This window comes from Rhodovarius crocodyli, from assembly GCF_004005855.1.
Taxonomy (GTDB): domain Bacteria; phylum Pseudomonadota; class Alphaproteobacteria; order Acetobacterales; family Acetobacteraceae; genus Rhodovarius; species Rhodovarius crocodyli.
Genome location: NZ_SACL01000002.1, coordinates 409,337 through 432,944, shown reverse-complemented (window position 1 = coordinate 432,944; position 23,608 = coordinate 409,337). Strand labels below are relative to the sequence as shown.

At 70.8% G+C, this 23,608-nt stretch carries 23 protein-coding genes; 6 read left to right on the top strand and 17 right to left on the bottom strand.

Annotation, left to right across the window (positions count from 1 at the left end; all coding sequences use genetic code 11):
- Complete coding sequence (locus EOD42_RS08045) at positions 1 to 1,476, top strand: M81 family metallopeptidase (RefSeq protein WP_127786975.1); 1,476 nt, start codon at positions 1 to 3, stop codon at positions 1,474 to 1,476.
- Here the strand turns inward: EOD42_RS08045 and EOD42_RS08040 are convergent, their stop codons facing one another.
- The 3 genes from EOD42_RS08040 to EOD42_RS08030 are packed head-to-tail and all read right to left on the bottom strand — an operon-like array spanning position 1,477 to position 4,068.
- On the bottom strand, positions 1,477 to 2,430 hold the full coding sequence (locus tag EOD42_RS08040) for a tripartite tricarboxylate transporter substrate-binding protein (RefSeq protein ID WP_127786974.1): 954 nt from the start codon (positions 2,428 to 2,430) through the stop codon (positions 1,477 to 1,479).
- A complete protein-coding gene (locus EOD42_RS08035; RefSeq protein ID WP_127786973.1) occupies positions 2,430 to 3,257 on the bottom strand; it encodes a PhzF family phenazine biosynthesis protein in 828 nt (275 codons plus the stop codon). The genes EOD42_RS08040 and EOD42_RS08035 overlap by 1 nt, the downstream gene beginning before the upstream one ends.
- Positions 3,258 to 3,312: 55 nt before the next feature.
- Positions 3,313 to 4,068 (bottom strand): AraC family transcriptional regulator, encoded by a 756-nt coding sequence (locus EOD42_RS08030; RefSeq protein ID WP_164867827.1) that lies wholly within the window; start codon positions 4,066 to 4,068, stop codon positions 3,313 to 3,315.
- A 304-nt stretch (positions 4,069 to 4,372) separates the two neighbouring features.
- Between EOD42_RS08030 and EOD42_RS08025 the strand changes: the two genes are divergently transcribed.
- Genes EOD42_RS08025 through EOD42_RS08015 form a run of 3 tightly spaced genes read left to right on the top strand, consistent with a single transcriptional unit; the run spans position 4,373 to position 8,219 of the window.
- A complete protein-coding gene (locus tag EOD42_RS08025; RefSeq protein WP_127786971.1) occupies positions 4,373 to 5,131 on the top strand; it encodes a gluconate 2-dehydrogenase subunit 3 family protein in 759 nt (252 codons plus the stop codon).
- Positions 5,128 to 6,894, top strand: a complete 1,767-nt coding sequence (locus EOD42_RS08020) for a GMC family oxidoreductase (RefSeq protein ID WP_127786970.1) — start codon at positions 5,128 to 5,130, stop codon at positions 6,892 to 6,894. The genes EOD42_RS08025 and EOD42_RS08020 overlap by 4 nt, the downstream gene beginning before the upstream one ends.
- Positions 6,891 to 8,219 (top strand): cytochrome c, encoded by a 1,329-nt coding sequence (locus tag EOD42_RS08015; RefSeq protein ID WP_127786969.1) that lies wholly within the window; start codon positions 6,891 to 6,893, stop codon positions 8,217 to 8,219. The genes EOD42_RS08020 and EOD42_RS08015 overlap by 4 nt, the downstream gene beginning before the upstream one ends.
- Positions 8,220 to 8,255: 36 nt before the next feature.
- Here the strand turns inward: EOD42_RS08015 and EOD42_RS08010 are convergent, their stop codons facing one another.
- The 14 genes from EOD42_RS08010 to EOD42_RS07945 all read right to left on the bottom strand — a co-directional run bounded on the left by EOD42_RS08010 (position 8,256) and on the right by EOD42_RS07945 (position 21,588).
- On the bottom strand, positions 8,256 to 9,464 hold the full coding sequence (locus EOD42_RS08010; RefSeq protein ID WP_127786968.1) for a M28 family metallopeptidase: 1,209 nt from the start codon (positions 9,462 to 9,464) through the stop codon (positions 8,256 to 8,258).
- Positions 9,461 to 10,426 carry a tripartite tricarboxylate transporter substrate binding protein gene (locus EOD42_RS08005; protein ID WP_127786967.1) on the bottom strand — a complete coding sequence of 322 codons (966 nt, stop codon included), beginning with the start codon at positions 10,424 to 10,426 and terminating at the stop codon, positions 9,461 to 9,463. The genes EOD42_RS08010 and EOD42_RS08005 overlap by 4 nt, the downstream gene beginning before the upstream one ends.
- The gene (locus EOD42_RS08000; RefSeq protein ID WP_127786966.1) at positions 10,423 to 11,709 is read right to left on the bottom strand and encodes an ArgE/DapE family deacylase; all 1,287 of its coding nucleotides are present in this window, start codon (positions 11,707 to 11,709) and stop codon (positions 10,423 to 10,425) included. The genes EOD42_RS08005 and EOD42_RS08000 overlap by 4 nt, the downstream gene beginning before the upstream one ends.
- 103 nt (positions 11,710 to 11,812) lie before the next feature.
- The gene (locus EOD42_RS07995; protein WP_127786965.1) at positions 11,813 to 12,478 is read right to left on the bottom strand and encodes an ATP-binding cassette domain-containing protein; all 666 of its coding nucleotides are present in this window, start codon (positions 12,476 to 12,478) and stop codon (positions 11,813 to 11,815) included.
- Positions 12,475 to 13,179 (bottom strand): ABC transporter permease, encoded by a 705-nt coding sequence (locus tag EOD42_RS07990; protein WP_206020292.1) that lies wholly within the window; start codon positions 13,177 to 13,179, stop codon positions 12,475 to 12,477. Before EOD42_RS07990 ends, EOD42_RS07995 begins: the two co-directional genes overlap by 4 nt.
- Complete coding sequence (locus EOD42_RS07985) at positions 13,176 to 13,943, bottom strand: ABC transporter permease (protein ID WP_127786964.1); 768 nt, start codon at positions 13,941 to 13,943, stop codon at positions 13,176 to 13,178. The genes EOD42_RS07990 and EOD42_RS07985 overlap by 4 nt, the downstream gene beginning before the upstream one ends.
- Positions 13,943 to 14,620: an ABC transporter ATP-binding protein gene (locus EOD42_RS07980; protein ID WP_127786963.1), complete on the bottom strand. Its 678-nt coding sequence runs from the start codon at positions 14,618 to 14,620 to the stop codon at positions 13,943 to 13,945. The genes EOD42_RS07985 and EOD42_RS07980 overlap by 1 nt, the downstream gene beginning before the upstream one ends.
- Before the next feature lie 56 nt (positions 14,621 to 14,676).
- A complete protein-coding gene (locus EOD42_RS07975; protein WP_127786962.1) occupies positions 14,677 to 15,693 on the bottom strand; it encodes an ABC transporter substrate-binding protein in 1,017 nt (338 codons plus the stop codon).
- A gap of 74 nt (positions 15,694 to 15,767) precedes the next feature.
- Entirely contained in the window at positions 15,768 to 16,640 is an 873-nt protein-coding gene (locus EOD42_RS07970; protein WP_127786961.1) for a WcbI family polysaccharide biosynthesis putative acetyltransferase, read from the bottom strand.
- Positions 16,637 to 17,716 (bottom strand): GSCFA domain-containing protein, encoded by a 1,080-nt coding sequence (locus tag EOD42_RS07965; protein WP_127786960.1) that lies wholly within the window; start codon positions 17,714 to 17,716, stop codon positions 16,637 to 16,639. The genes EOD42_RS07970 and EOD42_RS07965 overlap by 4 nt, the downstream gene beginning before the upstream one ends.
- Positions 17,692 to 18,309: a DUF882 domain-containing protein gene (locus tag EOD42_RS07960; RefSeq protein ID WP_240655054.1), complete on the bottom strand. Its 618-nt coding sequence runs from the start codon at positions 18,307 to 18,309 to the stop codon at positions 17,692 to 17,694. The genes EOD42_RS07965 and EOD42_RS07960 overlap by 25 nt, the downstream gene beginning before the upstream one ends.
- Positions 18,310 to 18,316: 7 nt before the next feature.
- Complete coding sequence (locus tag EOD42_RS07955) at positions 18,317 to 19,840, bottom strand: L,D-transpeptidase family protein (protein WP_127786959.1); 1,524 nt, start codon at positions 19,838 to 19,840, stop codon at positions 18,317 to 18,319.
- A gap of 135 nt (positions 19,841 to 19,975) precedes the next feature.
- Complete coding sequence (locus EOD42_RS07950) at positions 19,976 to 20,650, bottom strand: RraA family protein (protein WP_127786958.1); 675 nt, start codon at positions 20,648 to 20,650, stop codon at positions 19,976 to 19,978.
- Positions 20,651 to 20,712: 62 nt separating this feature from the next.
- Positions 20,713 to 21,588, bottom strand: coding sequence for a diacylglycerol/lipid kinase family protein (locus EOD42_RS07945; protein WP_164867826.1), 876 nt, complete (start codon positions 21,586 to 21,588; stop codon positions 20,713 to 20,715).
- Between the two features lie 161 nt (positions 21,589 to 21,749).
- On the opposite strand from EOD42_RS07945, the gene EOD42_RS07940 reads away from it, so the two are divergent.
- Together EOD42_RS07940 and EOD42_RS07935 are read left to right on the top strand one after the other, a co-directional pair.
- On the top strand, positions 21,750 to 22,553 hold the full coding sequence (locus EOD42_RS07940) for a UDP-2,3-diacylglucosamine diphosphatase (protein ID WP_127786956.1): 804 nt from the start codon (positions 21,750 to 21,752) through the stop codon (positions 22,551 to 22,553).
- A gap of 41 nt (positions 22,554 to 22,594) precedes the next feature.
- Entirely contained in the window at positions 22,595 to 23,596 is a 1,002-nt protein-coding gene (locus EOD42_RS07935) for a glycosyltransferase family 4 protein (protein WP_127787213.1), read from the top strand.
- The last annotated feature ends 12 nt before the right edge of the window (positions 23,597 to 23,608 follow it).

Here is a 23,608-nt window from a genome sequence, read left to right as displayed (position 1 = left end):
GTGACCCGCATCTACACCGCCTCGATCGGCACGGAATCCAACACCTTCTCCCCGGTGCCGACCTGCCGGGACGACTACGCGCAGTCGGTGCTGTACGGGCCGGGCGAACACCCGGATGACGGGCCGAAGCAATGCACCGCCCAGCTGTGGGTGGCGCGCCACCGCGCGGCGAAGGACGGCTTCACCCTGGTCGAGGGCAGCTGTTTCCACGCGAGCCCGGGCGGGCGCACCAACCGCGCCGATTACGAAGCCATGCGTGACACCATCCTGAGTGAGATCGCGGATGCCTTGCCCCTGGATGCGCTGCTGCTGGGCATGCACGGCGCCATGGCCGCCTTCGGCTATGACGATGTCGAGGGCGACCTGCTGGAACGCGCCCGCGCGCTGGTCGGCCCCGGCTGCGTGATCGGCGTGGAGCTGGACCCGCATTGCCACCTGACGCTGAAGCGCGTGGGGCTGTCCGACATCATCGTGATGTACAAGGAATACCCGCACACCGACACGGTGGCGCGCGCGCATGAGCTGCTGGATTTCGTCCTCGGCACGCTGGCCGGGCGCCTGCGCCCCGTGATGTCGGTGTTTGATTGCAGGCAGATCGGCAGCTTCCCGACCACCCATCCGCTGATGCGCGCCTTCGTGGACCGTGCCACCGGCTTTGAGGGGAAGGACGGCATCCTCTCGGTGTCCATCGGCCATTGCTACCCCTATGCCGATGTGCCGGAAATGGGGTGCCGGCTGCTGGTGGTGGCCGATGGGGACAAGGCGGCGGCCGACCGCGTGGCCACCCTGCTGGGCCAGGAATTCGCGGCCCTGCGCGGCGTGACGACGCCCCGCTTCCATGGCGTGGATGAGGGCATCGACGCGGCGCTCGCCATGCCCGGCCAGCCGATCGCGGTCACCGATGCCTCGGACAACGCCGGCGGCGGCGGGCCATCGGACAACACCACCATCCTGCGGCGGATGATCGAGAAGGGCGTGACCAACGTGGCCCTCGGCCCGCTGTATGACCCCGTGGCGGTGCGCACCTGCTTCGCGGCGGGGCTGGGCGCCGAGTTCCCCCTGCGCTTCGGCGGCAAGACCGGCCCTGCCTCGGGGCAGCCGATCGACGCGATGGTGAAGGTCACGGGTCTCGCGCGCGACGCGACGCAGACCTATGGCTCCACCCAGTCGGAGCTGGGGGATCTGGCCGCCATCCGCATCGGCGGTATCGATGTGGTGCTCAATTCCGCCCGCACCCAGGCGCTGGGGCGGGAGCTGTTCACCCATGTCGGCATCGATCCCACCCAGCGCAAATTGCTGGTGCTGAAGTCCAGCAACCATTTCCGCGCGCATTACGACCCGATCCTGGCCGGCGTGCTGCACATCCATTCGGACGGGCTGCTGCGGCGCGACGACTACCGGCTGATCGACTACCAGAACGTCCAGCGCCCGATCTGGCCGCTGGACGAGGATGCGGTGGGTGAGCTGATCGCCTGACTATTCGGGGCGGATGCCGGCGTTGGCCAGCACCGCGCTCCACTTCGCCATCTCACCCGCCACGAAACGGTCCACCTGGGGCGGCGTGCTGTCGGGCGTGACGCTGATGCCGAGCTCCGTCAGGCGGGCGGCGGTGCGGCCCTCGCGCAGGGTCTGGTTTACCGCCGCGTTCATCCGCGCCACCGCCGCATCGGGCATGACGGCCGGTGCCAGCACGGCGTTCCAGGTATAGGCCTCATAGCCCGGCAGCAGTTCGGCCATGGCGGGCACGTTCGGCAGGGCGGGCAGCCGCGCGGGGGACGTCACGGCGAGCGCCTTCACCTGGCCCGTGCGCAGCTGCGCCAAGGCCGTGGCGGCGCTGTCGATCACCAGCGTCAGCCTCCCTGCCACCAGATCCGTGACGGCAGGGGCCGCGCCGCGATAGGGAATGTGCTCGATCTGCACCTGGGCGGAGGTGCGGAACAGCTCCGCCGCCAGATGCTGCGCGCTGCCGATGCCCGCCGAGCCATAGGCATGCTTGCCCGGCTCCGCCCGCAGCAGGGTCAGCAGGCCCGCCAGGTCATTCACCGGCAGGTCGCGCTGCACCAGCAGGATCTGCGGCACGGTGCCGACCAGCGCCACGCCGCGGAAATCCGCCACCGGGTCGAAGGGCAGCTGCGCCACCACCGCCCGGTTCACCGCATGGGCCACGGTCGCAACCAGGAAGCTGTGCCCGTCCCGCGCCTTGGCCACCGCATCCGTGCCGACCACGGTGCCGGCACCGGTGCGGTTCTCCACCACCACCCGGGCCGCGAGCGGAGCGGCCAGCGCCTCGGCCAGGATGCGCACGGCGACATCGGTGGGGCCGCCGGCGGCATAGGGCACCACCAGCCGCACGGCGTTGGTGGGCCAGGGGGTCTGCGCCTTGGCCACGGCGGGGATGGCCAGCGTGGCCAGCAGGGAACGGCGAAGCATCAGTGTTGGCCCTCCTCAAGCATCTCCACGCGCCCGGACAGGCGCAACCCGCCATCAGCTGCGGCATGGACGTTGATTTCGGACGGGCGCCCCATGGCCTCGCCCTGGCGCACCACCAGCCTGGGTGGGGCGGCGCCCAATGTGCGCAGCCCGGCATAAAGGGCAGTGGCCGCGATGCCCGTCGCCGCATCCTCCGGATAGCCGGATGCGCGGGGGAACTGCCGCGCATGGGCGGTGCCGCCTGCCCCCATCGCGAAGGGATACAGGCCGGTCGAGCCGATGGCGTCGCACACCGCCTTCACCTTCGCGGCGTCGGGCGACAGCGCATGCAGGCGCTCCACATCCTTCAGCATGACCAGCGTCTTCACCCGGCTGGTGGCGGCGTTCAGGATCGGGGCGGGCAGCAGGTCGCAGGGCGTCAGGCCCAGCGCGTCCAGCACCATGGCCGGGTCCGCGATGCCGCGGGCCTCGCCGGCGGGCTGGGTGATCTCCACGTCGTCACCGTCGAAAAAGGCATGAACCTTGCCGGACAACGTCTCGATGGCCAGCGACGCGCCCATCGCTTCGCCGCGCCGGCGCAGCAGCCAGGAGGCGCCGAGCGTCGCATGGCCGCACATCTCCATCTCATGCGCGGGCACGAAGAAGCGGAAGCGGTAGTCCGCGCCGGCCGGGTCCTCGGGGCGCAGCACGAAGGCGCTCTCATGGCCATGCCGGGCCGCGAGTTCGCGCATGGCCTCGGCCGACATGCCATCGGCGCGCGGCACGATAGGGGCCGGGTTGCCGCCGCCCGGGGCGGCCGGGAAGACGCTGATCAGGATGGTTTCCATGGCCCGGGCTTACCCGGGCACGGGGCGGCACCGCGCGCCCGATCGGGCCATCAGTTCAGCCTGATCGGGCCTTGCCGGGCGCGTGCCCGGTCTGCCGCCGGAACATGCGCGCCAGATGGGATGGCGAGGCCACCCCCACCGCACCCGCGGCCTCCAGCACGCCCGCGCCGGCCGCCAGCCGCCCGGCGGCGGCGTTCACGCGCAGCCGTTGCAGGAAGTCGCTGATGCCCTCTCCGGCATGGCGCCGGAACAGGCGCGTCAGGTGGCGGCGCGACACGCCGAAACGGGCGGCCAGTCCATCGAGGTCATGTCTTGCGGCCGGGTCGGCCGACAGATGCGCGGCCACCGCCCGCACCAGCGCCGCCCCATGGTCGCGCGCCAGCGGCGGCATGGCGTGGGACAGGAACTCCGCCACGATCAGCCGGTCCGTGAGGCCCGCCCGCTCCTCCCCCGCCGCCAGCCCGTCGCGATAGGCCAGCAGCGGAAGCAGCGGCCCCGGCAGCGGCCCGCTGCGCCAGTCGGCGCCACGCGGCAGCCAGGCCGCCAGCCGCGCCCGGGAGAGATAGAAAGCCAGGTGCCGATGGTCCCGGCTGCCGGCACGGGTGCGGTGGCCGACGCCCGCCGTCACGATCAGCCCCTCGCCCGGGCGCAGGTCGTGCTCGGTGCGCCCGATCCCCTCCAGCGCCACGCGCATCACGCCTGTTCGCGGCAACAGCAGCATCGCGCAGTCATGCGTGTGCCAGTCCATCGCATAGTCGCCGCCCCGCGCATCGGTGGCGGCCCAATCCGCATCGCCCAGGGAGAAAGCCATGCCCTGCCCTAACATGCCCGGGCCGCGCGGTGGCGCATTACATCACCGACATGTCACATCGCCTGCGCAACTAAATTCATGAAGCGGCGTTTCTATTATGCGTCTGCGCTCCAACGCGACGCCGTGACACGCCCGACGCGTGCCGGACAGGAGGCCGGCACCACGTGCCCTCCGGCGCCATTCATCCGGCTTTCCGTGAGCACACCCCATCTCACTGCTCCAAGATTCGCGCCGGGGCGTAGGCTTTTCTCCAGGATTCTCGCAGATGCCGCCCCCAGGGGCCGCGCAGCAGGAAGGCAGGCCTATGCTAAGCCCACCCAACGGTTCCGGCTCACGCCGCGAACTCCTCGCCTCCGTCACCGCCATCTCGCTGGCGGCCGGCGCCCATGCCGCCGCCGCCCGCAGCTATTCCGGCGCCCTTCCCTTCAGGACCTATTCCGCCGACCCGCCGCGCCCCGTGCTGCCCGGCGCCTGGCTGTTCTTCACCCAGGATGAGGCCGTGGCGGTCGAAGCCATGGTCGACCGGCTGATCCCGGCCGATGACCTCAGCGTCGGGGGCAAGGAGGCCGGCTGCGCCGTCTTCATCGACCGCCAGCTGGCGGGCCCCTACGGCAATTCCAGCCGCCTCTATACCAGGGGCCCCTTCGCCCAGGGCCTGCCCACCCAGGGCTATCAGGGTGAGGCGAACCCGGCCCAGCGTTACCGCGCGGGTCTCGCCGCCATCGACAGCTGGCTGAAACGGGAAAAGAACCGCCCCTTCGCGGCCCTGCCGGCCGAGGAGCAGGACGCCTTCCTGACCGGCCTCGACAAGAACGAGATCACCTTGCCGCAGGGCGGCGCCGGCTTCTTCAACCTTCTGCTGCAGAACACGATGGAGGGCTTCTTCTCCGACCCCGTCTATGGCGGCAACCGGGGCATGGCGTCCTGGCGGATGCTGGGCTTCCCGGGCACGCGGTATGATTATCGGGACTGGGTTTCCAGGCATAACCAGCGCTATCCGCAGCCGCCCGTCTCCATCATGGGTGCCGCCGAATGGTCGCCCAGGGCGGGGGCCGCACGATGACGCGCATTCTCCCCCGCAAGGATGTGGTGATCGTGGGGCTGGGCTGGACCGGCTCCATCATCGCCAATGAGCTGGCCGACGAGGGGCTGGACGTGCTGGCGCTGGAGCGCGGCCCCTGGCGCGACACCGCCACCGACTTCAACATCGGCTATGCGCAGGATGAGCTGCGCTACGCCATCCGTCGCGACCTGTTCCTCCAGCCGGGAACGGAAGCCATCACCATGCGCAACAATGCCGGGCAGACGGCGCTGCCCATGCGCGACTACGGCTCCTTCCTGCCGGGCCACGGGGTGGGCGGTGCGGGCGTGCACTGGAACGGCCACACCTGGCGCTTCTGGGACAGCGACTTCCGCATCAACAGCCACCTGACCGAACGCTACGGCGCGGCCAAGTTCGCGGGCCTCGACCTGCAGGACTGGGGCGTGACGGCCGCCGAGATGGAGCCCTTCTACGACGCCTTCGAATACCTCTGCGGCATCTCGGGCAAGGCCGGCAACATCCGCGGCCAGAAGCAGCCGGGCGGCAATCCGTTCGAGGACCCGCGCGCCCGCGAATACCCGCTGCCGCCCATGCAGATGACCTATGCGCCGACGCTGTTCGCCGAGGCCGCGAAATCCCTGAACCTGTCGCCCTTCCCCACCCCCTCGGCCAATCTCTCGGCCGAATACGTGAACCCGCTCGGCATCGCGATGGGGCAGTGCACCATGTGCGGCTTCTGCGAACGCTTCGGCTGCGCCAACTACTCCAAATCCAGCGCCCAGACCTGCGTGCTGCCGGTGCTGATGCGCAAGCCCAACTTCGAGCTGCGCACGGAATGCGAGGTGCTGAAGATCGAGAAGCACCGCTCGGGCAACATGGCGCGCGGCGTGACCTACATGGATGCCTCGGGCGAGGAGTTCTTCCAGCCCGCCGACATCGTGCTGCTCTGTGCCTATGGGCTGATGAATGTGCGGCTGATGATGCTCTCGGGCATCGGCAAGCAGTATGATCCCAACACCAACGAGGGCACGGTCGGGCGCAACTACTGCTATCAGACCAATTGCGGCACCCAGGTGTTCTTCGACGGCAAGGAGTTCAATCCCTTCATCGCCGCGGGCTCCCTCGGCCAGTCCGTGGACGACTACAACGGCGATGCCTTCGACCACGGCAGCGTGGATTTCGTGGGCGGTGCGGGCATCAACTGCATCCCGACCAATGCGCGGCCCATCGGCTACCGGCCCGTGCCGCCCGGCACGCCGCGCTGGGGCAGCGCCTGGAAGCGGGAGACGGCACGCAACTACCGCAGCACGCTCAGCTTCAGCTGCCAGGGCAGCAGCTATCCGCAGCGCGGCAACTACCTGGACCTGGACCCGACCTATAAGGACCGGCACGGCAGGCCCCTGCTGCGCATGACCTTCGAGTTCCCGGACAACGACATCCGCATGTCGCACTTCATGTCCGACCGGTCGGAGGAGGTCGCCCGTGCCCTGGGCGGGCGGCAATACACCACCAGCCGCACGGCCAAGGCCTGGAACTCCGTGCCCTACCAGAGCACCCACAACACGGGCGGGGCCATCATGGGCACCGACCCCACGCGCAGCGCGGTGAACCGCTATCTGCAGAGCTGGGACGTGAACAACGTGTTCGTCGTCGGTGCCTCGGCCTTCGCGCACAACGCGGGCAAGAACCCGACCGGCACGGTGGGCGCGCTGGCCTTCCTGGCGGCGGATGCCATCCGCAACCGTTACCTGAAGGCGGCCGGCCAGCCGTTGGTGGCGGCATGAGCGCGCTTCGCAACACGCTGGCCGCGCTGGCCCTGCTCATGGGCGGCGCCACCGCCCATGCCGAGGGCGCCGACCAGGCCGACCGCATCACGCGCGGCCAGTACCAGGCGGTGCTGGGTGACTGCATGGCCTGCCACACGCGCCCGGGCGGCGCGCCGTTCGCTGGCGGCGCCCCGCTGGAGACACCCTTCGGCCGGCTGGTGCCGCCCAACATCACCCAGGACCCCGAGACCGGCATCGGCAACTGGAACGAGGCCGACTTCACCCGGATGATGCGCACCGGCATCGGCCATGGCGGCCGGCGCCTGTACCCCGCCATGCCCTACCCGGCCTACTCGATGATGACCGACCAGGACATCGCCGATCTCTGGGCCTATATGGCGACCGTCCAGCCGGTGCGGAACGCGGTGGTGGCCAACCAGCTGCCATTCCCGTTCAACATCCGCCTCGCGATGTGGGGCTGGAACCTGCTGAACTTCCGGCCCGAGCCCTTCCGCGCCGACCCCGCGCAATCGGCCGAATGGAACCGGGGTGCCTATCTGGTGCAGGGGCCGGGCCATTGCGGGTCCTGCCACACGCCCAAGAACATCATGGGCGCGGACGACACCGGCCAGGCGCTGCGCGGTGCCTCGCTGCAGGGCTGGTTCGCGCCCGACATCACGGGCAACAGCCAGACCGGCATCGGCGGCTGGAGCCAGGAGGAACTGGTCACCTACCTGCGCACGGGCGTGAACACGCATAGCGTGGCCTCCGGGCCGATGCGCGAGGCGGTGGAGAACTCCACCTCGCGCATGAGCGATGCCGATCTGCGGGCGATTGCGGTGTATCTGCGGTCCCTAAACGGCACGGCGCCGCCCGCCCCGCAGCCCCTGGCCGCGACCGAGCCGCGCATGCAGGCCGGTGGGGCCATCTATGCCGCCAATTGCGCGGCATGCCATGGCGGCGAAGGGCGCGGCGCCCGGCAGCTGTTCCCGGCCCTGGCCGGCAACCCGCTGCTGCGCCAGGCCAATCCCGAGACGCTGGTGCATCTGGTGCTGGCCGGCAGCCAGGGCGCGCAGACGCCCGGCGCGCCGACCACGCCCGCCATGCCCTCGCTCGGCTGGCGGCTGAACGACCAGCAGGTGGCGGATGTGCTGACCTATGTGCGCAACAGCTGGGGCAATGCCGCCCCGCCCGTGGCACCGCATGAGGTCGCGAAGCAGCGCGATGGGGAGCCCGAAAAGCCCTGGGCGCTCGTCATCGGCGGCGTGGTGCTCGTGTGCCTGCTGGTGCTGGCCACGGCGTTGCTGATGCGCCGCCGCAGGCGCCGGCACGCCGTCGCGTAGCGCCATCGGCCGGGGGCCCCAGGCCCCCGGTTGTCCTCAGCGCAGGTCCAGCTCCGGGGCCATCAGCGCCTGCCACAGCATGCGCGTGCAGGCGAGCGTCGCAGCCCGCAGTTCAGGCTCCGGCGCCAGGCGGCGCTTGTCCGCCCCGGTCAGGATCAGCCGCAGCCGGCAGTCCGGCTCATTGAAGCCGGCCACGATGCGCGTGGCGGGCACCCCATGCGCCGCGAAATTGGCATGGTCGCTATTGGTCATCAGCGGCTCATGGATGCCCAGCCCGGGTACCGCGCCGGTCAGGAAATCCGGCAGCTTCGAAAAGCCGCTGGTCAGGGCCGTCAGGTTCGGGCTGCCGGCGATGCTGTCCAGGTTCAGGTTGAAGGACATGCGGTCACGCCGGTCGGGGTCCATGGCGGCCAGCCAGGATTTGCTGCCGGCCAGGGCCCATTCCTCGGCGCCGAAGATGCAGACCATCAAACCGCGCGGGGCATTCTCGACGAAGGGCCGCACGGCCCGCGCCATGGCCAGCGCGGCCGCGACCCCCGTGCCGTTGTCCAGCGCCGATTCCGCCAGCGGATGGCCGTCCAGATGCGCGGACAGCACGACGTAATCAGGCCCGCGCCCCGGGATTTCCATGATGAGGTTCGGCGTCTCCATCGCCCGGTCCTCGGCCGAGACGCTGATGCGCACCTTGCCGCCCGAAAGCAGCCTGGTCGCACCCTCGATGCCGATGCCCAACGCCGGGATGCCCGGCCCGCCCGCGCGCCCCGACGACCCGGAAACGGGCCCCACCCCCGGCTCAGGCTGCACGATCAGGAAGGCCGCCGCCCCCGCATCGCGCGCCGCGTTCAGCTTCACGCGGCGATGGATGGTGTGGGTCGCGAAGGGGTATTCGTGCCGCGCCAGCACGGCCAGGCCGTCGAGCCCGGCATGGCCGGGCGCGCCCCGCCCCAGATCCTTCACGTCCAGCACCAGGTCCTGGCAGGGCATGCTGCCCAGCAGCGGCGCGCAGGCGATCTCCTCGCCGCTCGGCTCATGCACCACCCGCGCCTCATGGCAGGTCCAGCCGGCATAGGGCGCGGGCTCGTTGCGGGTGGGGCCGATGGCCGCCATCCGCACCGCGGCCAGCGTGAAGGCCGAGCTTTCGCTGGAACTGCCCGCCAGCCGCCCCCCCGCATCACAGAGCGCGTTGAAGTCGCTCCAGAGCAGCGGGTCGGCGGCGACGGAGGCGAGGACGGTGTCGAGGGTCATTGGGCGCGGATGTTCTTGCTTCTGGCGATCTCCGCAATACGGGTCAGATCGGCCCGCAGCAAGGTCTCGAAATCCGCCTGGCCGGTGGCGCGCGGCAGCACGGCCAGCGCATCCAGCCGCGGCTGGATGGCCGCCGAGGCCAGGGTGCTGTTCAGCGCCTGCGTCACCTTCTCCAGGATCGGCTGGGGCGTGCGGGCGGGCGCCATCAGCCCCCACCAGTGCTCGCTGACCAGGTCGATGCCCGCTTCCTCGAAGGTGGGCACGTTGGGCTGCGCCGCGAGGCGCGTGCGCGACATCACGCCGATGGCCTTCACCTGCCCCGCCAGCACCTGCGGCAGGGCCGAGGCGAGCGAGACGAACACCGCCTGCACATTGCCCGCCGCCAGGTCCTGCATGGCGGGCCCGCCGCCGCGATAGGGCACATGCACCAGCTTGGTGTCGGTGGCTGCCTGGAACATCTCACCCACCAGATGGCTGGCAGCCCCCACGCCGCCCGAGCCATAGGTCAGCGTGTCGGGCCGCGCCTTCGCCAGGGCCACGAATTCCTGGATGTTGTTCGCCGGCACGTTGTTGGCCACGAACATCATCAGCGGCGCCACGCCGATCAGGCTGGCGCGCGTGAAGTCGTCCCACGGGTTGTAGGGCACGCGCTCCATCACCGCGGGGATGATGGCGAAGGGCAGGTCCGCCAGCAGGAAGGTGTAGCCGTCGGGCGCCGAGCGGGCGACGTATTCCGCCCCCAGCATGGAGCCCGCGCCCGCGCGGTTCTCCACCACCACGGGCTGGCCGAGGGCCTGCTGCATGCCGGGCTGGATCAGCCGGCCCAGCACATCCGAGGAGCCGCCGGGCGCGAAGGGCACCACGACGCGGATGGCGCGGCTCGGCCAATCCGACTGCGCCAGGGCGGGCGTGGCCAGCGCGGCGGCGCCGGCCGCCACCAGCAAGGTGCGGCGGGTGGTCATGCCGCCTCCTCGACGCCGCACCAGTCGGCGATGAAGGTGGCGATCGCCAGGGTGGTGGATTTCAGATGCGCCAGGTTCGTGCGCTCATCGAAGCCGTGGTTGCCCTCGCCCTTCGGGCCGTAGCACAGCGCGGGCATGTCGAAATACAGCCCATAGAAGCGGGTGTCGTTCACGGCGGTGGAGGCACGCGCCGGCATCTCGCTGCCGAAGGCCGCCATGTGGGCTGCGGCCAGCACGGCCTCGGCCTCGGTGCCCGGCTCCTGCACGAAGCCGTCGGCCAGGAAGCCGTGCCAGGTCACGCTGGGCGGGTTGTTGGCCAGGAAGGCGTCCTTGCGGGCGGCACCGGCGATGGTGGCCTCGACCGCCTTCTGCACTTCCTTGATGTCCTGGCCCGGCAGCAGGCCGATGCGGCAATCCACCTCGCACCAGGCGGGGGTGGAGCTGGCCCAGTCACCGCCCCGGATGATGCCGGGGTTGAACTTGATGGGGCTGTCGATGTCGCTGTACCACTTGTGGGTCAGGGCCGCCTTGTTGGCCTCGGCGGTGTAGTCATACATCGCCTGCACCAGCGTATAGGCCGACATGATGGCGTTGCTGCCGGTCTGGGCCACGGCCACATGCACGGGCACGCCGGCCACGCGGATGCGGAACCACAGCGTGCCGGTATGCGCGCGGGTGATGCTGCCGCCCGTGGGCTCCGGGATCAGCGCCGCATCGGCGCGATAGCCGCGCAGCAGGGTCGAGAGCGCGCCGTTGCCGGTGCTCTCCTCCTCGGTCACGGTCTGCACATGGATGTCGGCGGTGGGAACCAGCCCGGCCTTGGCCAGCGCGTCCATGGCGAATATCATGCTGGCGACGCCCGCCTTCATGTCGTTCGCGCCGCGCCCGTACAGCCAGCCGTCATGCACATGCCCGGCATAGGGCGGATAGGTCCACATCTCGGTCGGGCCCTCGGGCACCACGTCGATATGGCCCTGCAGGATCAGGCTGCGGCCCTTGGGGGTCGCGGCGCGCTTGGTGCCCACCACCTGGAAGCTGCCTGCGGGGTCGCAATCCACCATCGGGCTGGCCTTGGGGTGCTGCGCCAGCGGCACATCGGCCAGCGAGAAACGGTCCACCGCCCAGCCGCGTGCCGCGAACTGCCGGGAGACCCAGTCCTGCAGCGGCGCTTCCCGCCCGCGCAGGCTGGGGAAGCGCACCAGATCGGCCAGGAACTCGGTCTCGGCGGCGAAATTCTCCTCAACCGCGGCCTTCAGGCGGGCGAGGATGGCAGCATCGGGCATGTTGGCTCCGTTTTCGTCTTGCGTGGGACGGAGCTTTGCAGGGGAACAGTGTACCGACAACCGGCGCGGCCGGCGTTAAATGTCACCGCGCATGCATCGATGACTAAGCCCAGAGCAGTTCCCCGCGCAGGAAAGCGGCGGCCTCCGCCGTGCGGGGGGTGGTGAAGAAATCGGCGGCAGGGGTGTGTTCCAGCAAACGGCCGCGATGCAGGAACAAGACCTCACCGGCCAGGCGCCGCGCCTGCCCCAGATCATGGCTGGTCATGACGATGCGCGTGCCGGCCGCGGCCAGATGCGCGATGATCTCCTCCACCGCGCGGGTGGCCGCGGGGTCCAGCGCCGCGCAGGGCTCGTCCAGGAACAGGATGCGGGGTGCGAGGGCGGCGGCACGCGCGAGTGCAAGGCGCTGCTGCTCCCCGCCCGAGAGCCGGCGCGCCGGCCGGTCGGCCATGGCGGAAAGGCCCACGAGCTCCAGCGCGGCACGGGCGCGCGGGGCGGCCTCCGGCCCGTGCAGCGGGAACAGCACATTCTCCAGCGCGGAACGGCGCAGCAGCACCGGGCGCTGGAACACCATCGCCTGCGGGCCCGGTACCTCGATGCGCCCGGCATCGGGCCGCAGCAGCCCGTGCAGCAGCCGCAGCAGCACGGATTTGCCGGCCCCGTTCGGCCCCAGGATCAGCAGCGGCGCGGCAAGCGCCGCCGCGAAGGACAGGTCGCGGATGATGGGCACGCCGCCCACCGCATAGGAAAGCCCCTCCGCGCGGATCAATGCCCGCTCCTCTGCGCCCAGCCGCGCAGCGCCCAGGCGAACAGGTTCACCCCCAGCACCACCAGCATCAGCACCAGGCCCAGCGCGATGGCCAGCGGCAGGTCGCCCTTGCTGGTCTCCAGCGCGATGGCGGTGGTCATGACGCGGGTGAAGCCCTCGATGTTGCCGCCCACGATCATCACGGCGCCCACCTCCGCCGCCGCCCGGCCGAAGCCCGCCAGCAGCACCGTGATCAGGCCGAAGCGCCCCTCCCACAACAGGGTGGGCACGGCGCCGAGGCGCGAAATGCCCAGGCTGCGCAGCTGCTCGGCGTATTCCTCCCACAGGGATTGCAGCAGCTGGCAGGAGAGGGCGGCCAGGATGGGCGCGATCAGCGCCGCCTGCGCCACCACCATGGCGGTCGGCGTGAACAGCAGGCCGAACTGCCCGAGCGGGCCCGAGCGCGACAGCAGCAGATAGACCAGCAGGCCGCACAGCACCGGCGGCAGCCCCATCAGCGCGTTCATGGCGGCGATCACCGCCCCGCGCCCCGGAAAGCGCGCGACCGCGAGCGCCGCGCCCACGGGCAGGCCGATCATGGCCGCCACCGCCACCGCCGTCAGGCTGACGCGCAGAGACAGGCCCACGATGCGCCGGAAGCCCGGGTCGCCCTGCAGCAGCAACCCCGCCGCCTGCGCCAATGCCGAGGATAGATCGTTCACCGCTCGCTTTCGTGCCAGCGCCTGAGCATCAGGTGCGACACCAGGCTGAGCGCCAGATAGATCAGGATGCCCGTGAAGCAAATGAGGGCGAGCGCCGCGAACATGCGCGGGATCTGCAGCTGGAAGCCTGCCTCCATGATGCGATAGGCCAGGCCCGAGGCGGCGCCGCCCGTACCAGCCACGAATTCCGCCGCGATCGCCCCGATCAGCGACAGCCCGCCCGAGATGCGCAGCCCCGCCAGGAAGTATGGCAGCGCCGTCGGCAGCCGCAGCCGCCACAGCTTCTGCCAGCGCGTGGCGCCATAGAGGCGGAACAGGTCCTCAAGGTTTCGGTCGGTGCTGTTCAGCCCCAGCGTGGTGTTGGACAGGATGGGAAAGAAGGCGACGATCCAGGCGCAGATCAGCAGCGCGACCCGCACATCCTCCACCCAGATGATGATCAGCGGCGCCACCGCCACGATGGGTGTCACCTGCAGCACCACCGCATAGGGAAACAGGCTGAGTTCCAGCAGGCGCGACTGGCTGAACAGCACCGCCAGCAGCAGACCGAGCGCGGCCGCCACCACCAGCGCCGCGAAGGTGATCTGCAGGGTGACGAGCAGCGAGACGGACAGCGAGTTCCAGTCCCGCGCCAGGGTGCGCGCCACCAGAACGGGCCCGGGCAGGATATAGGGCGGGATGGCGTTGGCGCGCACGATCCACTCCCACCCGCCCAGGAAGGCCAGGCCCACCAGCGCCGGCAGCAGGTATTTCAGATGGCGCATCAGGCGGCCTCCAGCGCGTGGCTGACGGCCCGGCAATGGGCGGCATAGGCGGCGGAGGTGCGGAACTCGGGCTCCGCGCGGTCTGCCGCCGGCACCAGGTGCTGGGCCACCACCCTGCCCGGCCGCGCGGACATCACGGCGATGCGCTCGGCGAGGTACACGCTCTCGAACACGGAATGGGTGACGAACACCACCGTGCAGCGCAGCTCCCGCCACAGCGCCAGCAGGTCATTGTTCAGGCGGAAGCGGGTGATCTCGTCCAGCGCCGCGAAGGGCTCATCCATCAGCAGCAGGCGCGGCCGCGTGACCAGGGCGCGCGCGATGGAAACCCGCATCCGCATGCCGCCCGACAGCGCGCGCGGATAGGCGGCGGCGAAGTCGCCCAGGCCCACGCGTTCCAGCATCTGCGCGGCGCGGGCCTCGGCCTGCCGGCGCGGCATGCCCGCCAGTTCCAGCGGCAGCGCCACATTGCGCAGCGCGCCGGCCCAGGGCATCAGCGTGGGTTCCTGGAACACGAAGCCGATGTCGCGGCCGGGGGCCGTGATGGTGCCGGCATCCGGTGCCTCCAGCCCCGCGATCAGCCGCAGCATGGTCGACTTGCCGCAGCCCGAGGGGCCCAGCACCGCCAGGAACTCACCCTCCGCGATGTCGAGGTCGAGCCCCGCCAGCGCCTGCATCCCGCCCCCCCGCCCTTTGGGGAAGCGGCGCCCTACCTGCCTCAGCGAGACGAGGCTCACATCCCCACGCGCTTGTTCACGAAGGACAGGTCATAGGCCTTGGCCACGTCGATACCGGCCGGATAGGCCCCGCTGTCGCGCATGGAGGCATAGAAGCGGTTCCAGCGATCCGCGCTCATCGCGCCGATGCCGTCGCGCAGCGCGTCGCCGCTGGAGACCACGCCGTTCTGGTTCAGGGTGCGGATCGCGTAGTCGATCTTGGCCTGGGACATTTCCGGGTTGTCGCGGATGATCAGCGCGGAGGCCGCCGCGATGTCCTGGCCCTTCATGAACTCGGCCCAGCCCTCGATCGTGGCGTTCACGAAGCGCTGCACCAGGTCGCGCTTCTCGGCCACCATGCGGCGGCTGATGTTGATGGTGGCGTTGTAGCACTCGTAGCCGGCATCGGCGATCAGGAAGACCTTGGGGCGCGCGCCGGCCTCGATCGCGGTCAGCGGCTCGGCCGCCAGGAAGCCCTGCTGGATGGCGTTCCGGTCGGCCAGGAAGGGCGCGATGTTGAAGGTGTAGGGACGGATCTGCTCGTCCGTGAAGCCGAAGCGCGCCTTCAGGAACGGCCAATAGGTGGCACGCCCCGAGGACGCGACGAGGATGGGCTTGCCGCGCATGTCCTCGAAACGCTCGATGCCGTTGCCCTCATGCGTCATCAGGATCTGCGGATCCTTCTGCATGATGGCGCCGATGCAGGTGAAGGGCACGTCCTCACGCGCGAAGTTCAGCGCGGAGAAGGCGCTGGACATCACCATGTCCACACGGCCGGCGAGCAGCAGCTGGATGGGGTTCTGCTGCGGCCCGCCCTGGCGCAGGTCGCATTCGATACCGTGGCGGCGATAGATGCCGGCGGCGACCGCCTGGTAATAGCCGCCATGCTCGGCCTGGGCGCGCCAGTCGGTCTGGAAGGTGACCTTGTCCAGGCTCTGCGCCACCGCCACCCGCGCCCCGGGCACGGCGGTCAGCGCCAGCATCGCCCCACGGCGGGTGATGCGGTAACGGGTGCGGAGCGGTGCGTCGGCCATGGCGGGTCCTCCTCGGGCGGGGGGATGCTGGCGGAATTCCCGCGCGCTTCCAAGAGGAACGCGTGGTGCGTCCGTCAGGCCAGCAGCGTCATCACGGCATCAAGCCCCTCGGCACCGCGCAGCACCTCATGCGGCCGGGCCTGGAAGGCCGCGTATTCCGCCGCCAGGAACTGGCCGAGCGAGAGGGAATTTTCGGCCACACGCGGCCCGCCGATGTGAAAGCCGGTCTCGCCCTCCACCCCCAGCTCCCTGGCCAGGGGCGGCAGGACGGGGTGCCGGGGATGCAGGCGCAGATTGTCCTCCACCACCAGCCAGTCGGCCCATCCCCCCGGCTGCATCAGCCCCAGCCGCCGCGCGACCAGCACGGCCATGTCGACCATGACGAAGTTCAGCGGGTGGTTCACGCTGTGCATGAACACCCCCCGGGCCCGCCAGCGCTCCAGCGCCTCGGTCAGTTCGATGCCGTAGTCGGCATAGAGCCGCGTCATCAGCGCGCTTTCGAGCGCGAAGGCCCCCAGATAGCCCAGCCGCGAGAACACCCGGCGGTTGAACAGCAGTTCCGCCTCGCCGGGCGAAAAGCCCGACAGATAGGCCCCGAGCGCCAGGCGTGAGTGATACTGGCCCGTCGGCCCGTGCAGCGTGTGGCCGTCCGGCAGCGGGATGTGCACCGTGTCGGGATGGAAACCGCCGAAGCTGAGCGACGGGAACTGGTGCAGCGCCTTCACCCGCCCGGCCAGCACCGGGTCGTGCAGCGGCCCGAACTCCTCGGGCGCGCCTGCCGTGATCAGGATGTCGCTGCCCTCCAGGTGACGCAGCACTTCCTGCTGCGCCTCCGGCGTGCGGCAATCGGCCAGATCGTAATGCGGCACATGGCTGCCGGGCACGAGGGCACGCAGCGCATGAGCCAGCATGGCGTGCTGGCAGCTGAAAAGCACACCGATCTTCATGAAGGGTCCAGGCGTTCCTCGTCGCACAGGATGGATGAGCGGGCGCGGAAGGCCGCCTCCTGTTCGGGGGTGATGTCGGGCGCGGCGGACGGGGCTGCCGGGGCGTTGGGCAGGCTGCCGCGCTCGGCCAGGAAATGGCGGGAGAACACGCCCATCACCCGCCCCACCATGGCGTCGGAGACCGAGCGCCGGTCAGCCGCGAAGGCATCGGCGGGCGCGAGCGGCGATGTCACCATCTCGAAGGACGGGAAATAGGTGACGGCGGCATGGCGGTCCGCCGCGCGGCCCGCGGCGGCGCGCAGCACGGCCTTGCTCAATGTGTTGCTCTCCAGCACATGCCGCGCCTCATAGGTCGCGACCAGCGGCACCGGAGAGACGGTGAGGATGACGCGCAGGCCGGGATTGTCCTCCAGCAGCTCCTCCATCAGCGCGTCCAGGTCGGCCACCACCTCCTCGAAGGTGAAGTTGTGGAAGCGGGCCTCGCCGGCCCCTTCCTCGATGCCGAGCACGCCGGGGGGCACCGGCAGCGCGGCACCGCAGGGCGCGAGCCAGGCCTCGGTCAGCCCCAGCGTCAGCACCAGCACCCGCGCCTCGGCCAGCAGGCGCTCGACGGCGGCCAGATGCGAGAGCCGGGCGGACGCCACGGCCTCGGGCGTCTCGAAGCCGGCGGGGAACAGCTGCGGGCGGAACGGGTCCACCCAGCGGCCGTCGGGGCGGCGCCAGGCCTGTTCGCCCGGCCGCCACAGCCCATGGGCGCGGCGCGCCAGCTGCAGCATCTGCCGCGCTGTGTAGACATTGCCGTAGAGGGCGGAGAACGGTGCCTCCACCGCCCCGGCATCGGTCTCGGTGACCAGCAGGTTGAACCCGCCCGCCTTCAGATGCGCCGCGATATGTTGGGCGAAGCACGACCCCGCCGTGGCCACGGCATCATCGGGGCCGATACGGAAATCGGGCGGGGTGACGGGGTCGGGCACGCCTTCCGCCGCCTCGCGCGCCGCGTGGCGCCAGAAGCGCTGCGGCGGAAGGCGGCGATAGGGGTGCGGGGCGCCCATCACCAGCGGCGGGCTGGGCCGCAATCCAGGTGGATGAAACCGTCCCGGCGATAGAGCCCGACACCGCCGAGCTGCATCTCGGCCGCCACGCGGGCCAGCTGAAGCGAGTTGCGCCCCGTGAGCTGCACATCCGCCGCCATGCCGGACATGTGCAGCGACACGCGCGACACCCGGCGGGACTCGCGGGAACGCATGGCGTTGGTCTCCGGCGCACGATAGCCGGAGACGACGTGCCAGGCCTCACCCTGCGCGCCCATGCGGGCCTGGACGGTGGCCAGCACGTCGAACAGGCGCGGGTCCATCGGCGTCGCCTCGCTCATACGGGGGTCGCGCATCACCCAATCCAGCTGGCGCAGCATCTCACGGTCATAGCGGCCGTCATGCCAATAGGTGCCGTTCACGCTCTCACCGGTCTGCAGCCGGTGGATGGCGATGCTGCGCGGCCCGCCGCCGAATACCTGCGCCACTGCCGGTGGCGTGGCCATGACCCCTGCCGTGCCTGCCAGCGCCGCCGCGAACAGGGCGCGGCGCCCTGGCTTCGATGGGGCGTCGCATTCCAGGCGAAGAGAGGCTTCCAGCCCCTCGCAGGCGGGGCAGCAATGGCCGAGGAAATTCATAGTCGTGTCAGCTCCGGGAAGCGATGGGCCGGGCGGGGCCACGTTCCATGGCCCGCAGGTACTGGGTATCCAGCCCATAGATATCGGGACGAATGCGGACGCCGCCGTTCTCCACCACGGCGGTCTGATACAGGAGGCGGACGGGAAGCTGCCGCCGCAGGGGCACCGAGAAGGTGCGCCCCTCGGCCACGCTGCGCTCCATGCGCGGGCGGTTCCAGCCGTCCATGCCTTCCATCAGCATCACGAGGAAGTCCATGGGGCGGCTCAGGCGGATGCAGCCGGAGGAATAGGCACGCTCGGGCCGGCGGAACAGGTGCGGCTCCGAGGTGTCGTGCATGTAGATGTCTTCGCCGTTCGGCATGATGAACTTCAGCCGGCCGAGGGCGTTCAGCTCACCCGGGTCCTGCCGCATGATGAACGGGAAGTTGGTGCGGCTGTAGCTGCGCCAGTTGATCGTGGTGGGATCGACCTCGGTCGTCTCGCCGTCCACGCGCTGGAAGATGCGGATGCCCGCGCGCTGCAGGGCCAGCGGGTTGCGCTGCAGCTGGGGCAGCTTGTCCTCCACCGCGTTGCGGACCGGCACGCCCCAGGGCGGGTTGAACTGCACCGTGGTCAGGCGGGTGGCCAGCAGCGGGGTGGCGCGGCCGGGGCGCCCCACCACCACATCCATGCCCAGCACCAGGCGGTCGCCTTCCTTCACCGCCAGGGTGAAGTCGGGCAGGTTCACGTCCACGCGGCGCTCATGCCCGGGCTTCCAGGCCCCTCGCCGCATATCGAGCGCCACCCGCAGGGAGGTGATGTCGTTCTCGGGCGTGCGGTTCATCGCGGCCTGGGTGCCGGGGCCCACGCGGCCGTCCACTTCCAGGTTCGCGCCCTGCTGGAAGCGGCGCACCGCCGCCTGCAGGGTCTCGTCATACAGGTTGGGGTCCGCCGGCAGGGGGCTGGCGGCCAGGACGGGGTCGGTGCCGGAAAGCCGCTCACGCATCGCGGGCACGCGGCTGTCGGTACGGCCAGGCTCGATCGTGCCGCTGACCGGGATCTGGGGGAAGGTCCAGCCGGCGAGGCGCGCGCGGGCCTCGGCCAGCTTGGCCTTCAGCGGGGCCGCGCCCTCGGGCAGCATGGCGGCGCGCTCGATCACGGTCACGGGCTCGGTCGCGGTCGACAGTTCCGTCAGCCAGGGGCCGATCGGGTTCGCCGCGGGGTCGCGGCGGATGTCGATGCGGCCGGTGGGGATGGCGGCACGGCCCTGCACCAGGTCCTGCAGGGCCAGGCGGGCGGCGTTCTGCACGCCGGCGGCATAGCCCGCCGGGTCGGCATAGGCGGCTTCACGCGGCGGGATCTGGTACCAGGCGGGGTCGAGGCCGTCGGCCTCCAGCCCGCGCAGGCGCTGGGCCAGGCGTTCCACGGCGTCCATGTCCGCGGCCATGGCGATGCCGGGCAGCAGCGTCATGCCGGCGGCCGCCAGCAGCGCGTGCCGGCGCCCCAGCGCCCCGCCGGTTGGGGCCGAACTATCCGTCTGTGGCGCCTTCATGCCAGCAACCCTTTCTACAGGGGCGCGCCTGGTGCCCACCCCCTGCGGGACCCTGGACTGCGCCGCGGGCGCCCCCCTGCGGCACCCATGCGCGGGAACATAGCGAATACGCCGCCAGGGTGCAAAGCCGTGCGTTCAGGCGCCCTCGCAACCCTTCGCGCGCAGGGCCTCCGCCACCCATCCGCGATCCCAGCCCTCGCCCCGGATCGCGGCGGTGATGGCGGTTTCCTTGGCCTGATGCGCCTCGGCCGCCGTGATCACGGCCTCGGCCTCGGCGCGCGGCACCACCACCACCCCGTCCTCATCGGCAACGATCAGGTCACCCGGCGCCACCGACAGGCCGCCGCAGGCCAGGGTGGTGCCGATCTCGCCCGGGCCCTCCTTGGTGGGGCCGGCGGGGGTGTGGCCGCGTGCCCAGACGCCGATCTTCATCTGCGCCAGCTCCGCGATGTCGCGCACGGCGCCGTCCATCACCACGCCCTGGATGCCGCGCGCCGTGGCGTGCCCCAGCATCAGGTCGCCCATCAGGGCGCAATCCAGCCCCCCGCCGCCGTCGCAGACGATGATGTCGCCGGGCTCGGCCATGTCCACGGCGCGATGCAGCATCAGGTTGTCGCCCGGCCAGGCGCGCACCGTGAAGGCCGGCCCCGCGATCGTGCGCAGCCCGCCGAAGGCACGGAAGCCCCCGCGCATGGACTGCATGCGGTTCATCACATCACCGATATTGGCGGCCGGGATCTTCCTCGCGCGCTCACACAGGGCGGGATCGACGCGATCAGTGACGGGGCGGATACGGAAACCGATGGGCATGGACGCTACCTTTCCTGGATGCGGCAAGGCAGCACAGTGGCCGGGCGAGGTCGAGAGCCCCCTCAGGGCACCAGAAAGGGCAGGCCCTCCGGCGCGTCCTCGATCACGACGGGCAGTTCGCCCGCCGCATCGCCATCCGCCTGGGCCGGCACGGGGGAGGCGGAGGCCAGGTGAACCCGTCCCGCCCGCTCCAGCACCGCGCCGGGAACCCGGTGCAGCAGCCCCAGCGGCAGAGCGCTGCCCGCGATCATGGTCGCCAGCGGCCCGCCCCGCGTGAAGCGCAGCACCGAGAAGCCGGCATGCAGCGGGCTCGCGCCCGGCAGCGCGACGAAGCGGCCGGCATAGAGCCGCCCCTTCGAGACGATGACACTCGCCACCGCCTGCATCGGCGCGTCATCCAGCCCGGCCAGGATGGTGGGGAAACGATAGGCCCCGATCTGGCGCAGGCTCTCGGCCAGATAGGCCCCCTTGCCGAAGCGCCGCTTCTCGGCGGGGTTGAGATGCGTGACGACCGCGGCATCGAAGCCCGCGCCCAGCATCTGCACGAACAGCCGCTGCCGCCCGCCCGGATAGCGCGCGATGCCGGGGCGCAGCACCACCTCGCGCCCGGTCATCAGCACGCCCGCCGCCTGCTCCGGGCCGATCGGCAGGCCCAGCTCATGCGCCAGCACATTGGCGGTGCCGAGCGGCAGCAGCCCCAGCGTGGCCCCGCTGCCGGCCATGCCGCCCGCGACCTCCGCCACCGTGCCGTCGCCGCCGCCGGCCACGATCAGGCGCTCTCCACGCCGGGCGGCCTCGGCGGCCAGGACGGCGGCATGGCCCGCGTGGCGGGTCTCCGCGATCTCGACACGGGCGCCCGCGCCACGCAGGCAACGCAGGGCGCGGGCGAAGCGGCGGCGGCGGCTGCCCCCGGCCACGGGATTGAAGATGATCAGCACGGGCGGGGCCTTACCCGGGCTGCGTGACAATTCGATGCCAGCCGCGTGACATCGCTGTGACCGGCGGAAAACCGGGCTTTTTCCTTCATCGAAGCTTCACGCGAAAGCCGTGCGACCCGGTTTATCCGGACCGCGACCGCAAGAAGGAATCCGGGCGCGCCATGCAGAACGGCCAGACCCAGCGGCGCCACCGCGCCGTCTTCATTTCGGACATTCATCTCGGCACCCGCGGCTGCCGGAGCGATTTCCTGATCGACTTCCTCCGCCGCACCGAATGCGACCACCTGTACCTGGTGGGCGACATCGTGGACGGCTGGCGCCTGCGCAAGAGCTGGTACTGGCACGAGGAATTCGACGAGGTGCTGCGCCTGCTGCTGGAGAAGGCCGAGCGCGGCACCAAGGTGACCTACATCCCCGGAAACCACGACGAGATGTTCCGCCAGTGGCTTGGCCTCGAGGTCGCGGGCGTGAAGCTGGCGCGCGAGGCGGTGCATGAGGCCGCCGACGGCCGGAAGTACCTGATCATGCACGGGGACGAGTTCGACGGCGTCATCCGCTACGCCAAGTTCCTCGCCTATCTGGGCGACTGGGCCTATGACTGGGCGCTGGTCATCAACCGCGTGTTCAACTCGGCCCGCCAGCGCTTCGGCTACCCCTACTGGTCGCTCAGCCAATGGCTGAAGCGCCAGGTGAAGGAGGCGGTGAAGGCCATCGACCGCTTCGAGGTGGCACTCGCCGGAGAGGCCCGCCGCCGCGGGCTGAACGGCGTGGTCTGCGGCCACATCCACCACGCCGAGATGCGCGACGTGCAGGGCACGGCCTACATGAACTGCGGCGACTGGGTGGAAAGCTGCACCGCCCTGGTCGAGGAGACCGACGGCACCTTCCGCCTGATCGACTGGGCGCAGGAGAACCGCCTGAGCATGTGGCGCGGCAGCACCGCCGCAGAGACCGTGCCCGCTTGATCCGTTCCGCTGAACCGCGACATCCCTTGCCGGGTGCCCCCATCCGGCTGCTGATCGTCTCCGACGCCTGGTACCCGCAGGTCAACGGCGTGGTCCGTACCCTCTCGACCGTGAACGAGGAACTGCGCGCCGGCGGCGACGTGGTGGAGGTGATCGGCCCCGACCGATTCCACACCATGCCGATGCCCAGCTATCCCGAGATCCGGCTGGCGCTGCTGCCGGCGCGCCGGCTGAAGCGGCTGGTGGACCAGTTCCGGCCCGACTCCATGCATATCGCGACCGAGGGGCCGCTCGGCATGGCGGCGCGGCGCCTGTGCCGCAAGCGCGGCTGGGCCTTCACCACCAGCTTCCACACCCGCTTCGCCGAATACGTCCATGCGCGCACCGGCATGCCGCCGCGCCTCGCCTGGGCCTGGCTGCGGCGGTTCCACAATGCCGCCAGCGGCACCTATGCCGCGACCGCCACCCTGCAGAACGAGCTGGCCGAGCGAGGCTTCCGCCATGTGCTGCCCTGGACGCGGGGCGTGGACCTCTCGCTGTTCACCCCCGAGGGCCCCACCGAGTTCGCCGACCTGCCGCGCCCCATCTTCCTGTATGCCGGGCGCGTGGCGGTGGAGAAGAACATCGAGGCCTTCCTGTCCCTGGACCTGCCGGGCACCAAGGTCGTGGTCGGCGACGGGCCCCAGCGCGCGGATCTGCAGGCACGCTTCCCCGCCGTGCATTTCGCGGGTTGGCGAAGCGGCGCGAACCTGGCCAGCGCCTATCGCTCGGCCGACGTGTTCGTCTTCCCCTCACGCACGGACACCTTCGGGCTGGTGCTGCTGGAGGCCATGGCCTGCGGCACGCCGGTCGCGGCCTATCCGGTCATGGGCCCGCGCGATGTGGTGACCAACCCCGGCGCCGGCCAGCTGGACGATGACCTGCGCACAGCCTGCCTCGCCGCGCTGGAATGCAGCCGCGAGACCGCCCGCGCCCACGCCGAAACCTACTCCTGGGCCGCCTGCGCGGCACAGTTCCGGAAGCAGCTGGTTCTTCATGGGTGAGGGCGGACCGGG

Coding starts and splice junctions, on each gene's coding strand:
- EOD42_RS08040 (WP_127786974.1), bottom strand. CDS start 2,430: ATGCTTCGCCGTTCCCTGCTGGCCACGCTGGCCATCCCCGCCGTGGCC.
- EOD42_RS08035 (WP_127786973.1), bottom strand. CDS start 3,257: ATGGAAACCATCCTGATCAGCGTCTTCCCGGCCGCCCCGGGCGGCGGC.
- EOD42_RS08030 (WP_164867827.1), bottom strand. CDS start 4,068: ATGGCTTTCTCCCTGGGCGATGCGGATTGGGCCGCCACCGATGCGCGG.
- EOD42_RS08025 (WP_127786971.1), top strand. CDS start 4,373: ATGCTAAGCCCACCCAACGGTTCCGGCTCACGCCGCGAACTCCTCGCC.
- EOD42_RS08020 (WP_127786970.1), top strand. CDS start 5,128: ATGACGCGCATTCTCCCCCGCAAGGATGTGGTGATCGTGGGGCTGGGC.
- EOD42_RS08015 (WP_127786969.1), top strand. CDS start 6,891: ATGAGCGCGCTTCGCAACACGCTGGCCGCGCTGGCCCTGCTCATGGGC.
- EOD42_RS08010 (WP_127786968.1), bottom strand. CDS start 9,464: ATGACCCTCGACACCGTCCTCGCCTCCGTCGCCGCCGACCCGCTGCTC.
- EOD42_RS08005 (WP_127786967.1), bottom strand. CDS start 10,426: ATGACCACCCGCCGCACCTTGCTGGTGGCGGCCGGCGCCGCCGCGCTG.
- EOD42_RS08000 (WP_127786966.1), bottom strand. CDS start 11,709: ATGCCCGATGCTGCCATCCTCGCCCGCCTGAAGGCCGCGGTTGAGGAG.
- EOD42_RS07985 (WP_127786964.1), bottom strand. CDS start 13,943: ATGCGCCATCTGAAATACCTGCTGCCGGCGCTGGTGGGCCTGGCCTTC.
- EOD42_RS07980 (WP_127786963.1), bottom strand. CDS start 14,620: ATGCAGGCGCTGGCGGGGCTCGACCTCGACATCGCGGAGGGTGAGTTC.
- EOD42_RS07975 (WP_127786962.1), bottom strand. CDS start 15,693: ATGGCCGACGCACCGCTCCGCACCCGTTACCGCATCACCCGCCGTGGG.
- EOD42_RS07970 (WP_127786961.1), bottom strand. CDS start 16,640: ATGAAGATCGGTGTGCTTTTCAGCTGCCAGCACGCCATGCTGGCTCAT.
- EOD42_RS07960 (WP_240655054.1), bottom strand. CDS start 18,309: ATGAATTTCCTCGGCCATTGCTGCCCCGCCTGCGAGGGGCTGGAAGCC.
- EOD42_RS07955 (WP_127786959.1), bottom strand. CDS start 19,840: ATGAAGGCGCCACAGACGGATAGTTCGGCCCCAACCGGCGGGGCGCTG.
- EOD42_RS07950 (WP_127786958.1), bottom strand. CDS start 20,650: ATGCCCATCGGTTTCCGTATCCGCCCCGTCACTGATCGCGTCGATCCC.
- EOD42_RS07940 (WP_127786956.1), top strand. CDS start 21,750: ATGCAGAACGGCCAGACCCAGCGGCGCCACCGCGCCGTCTTCATTTCG.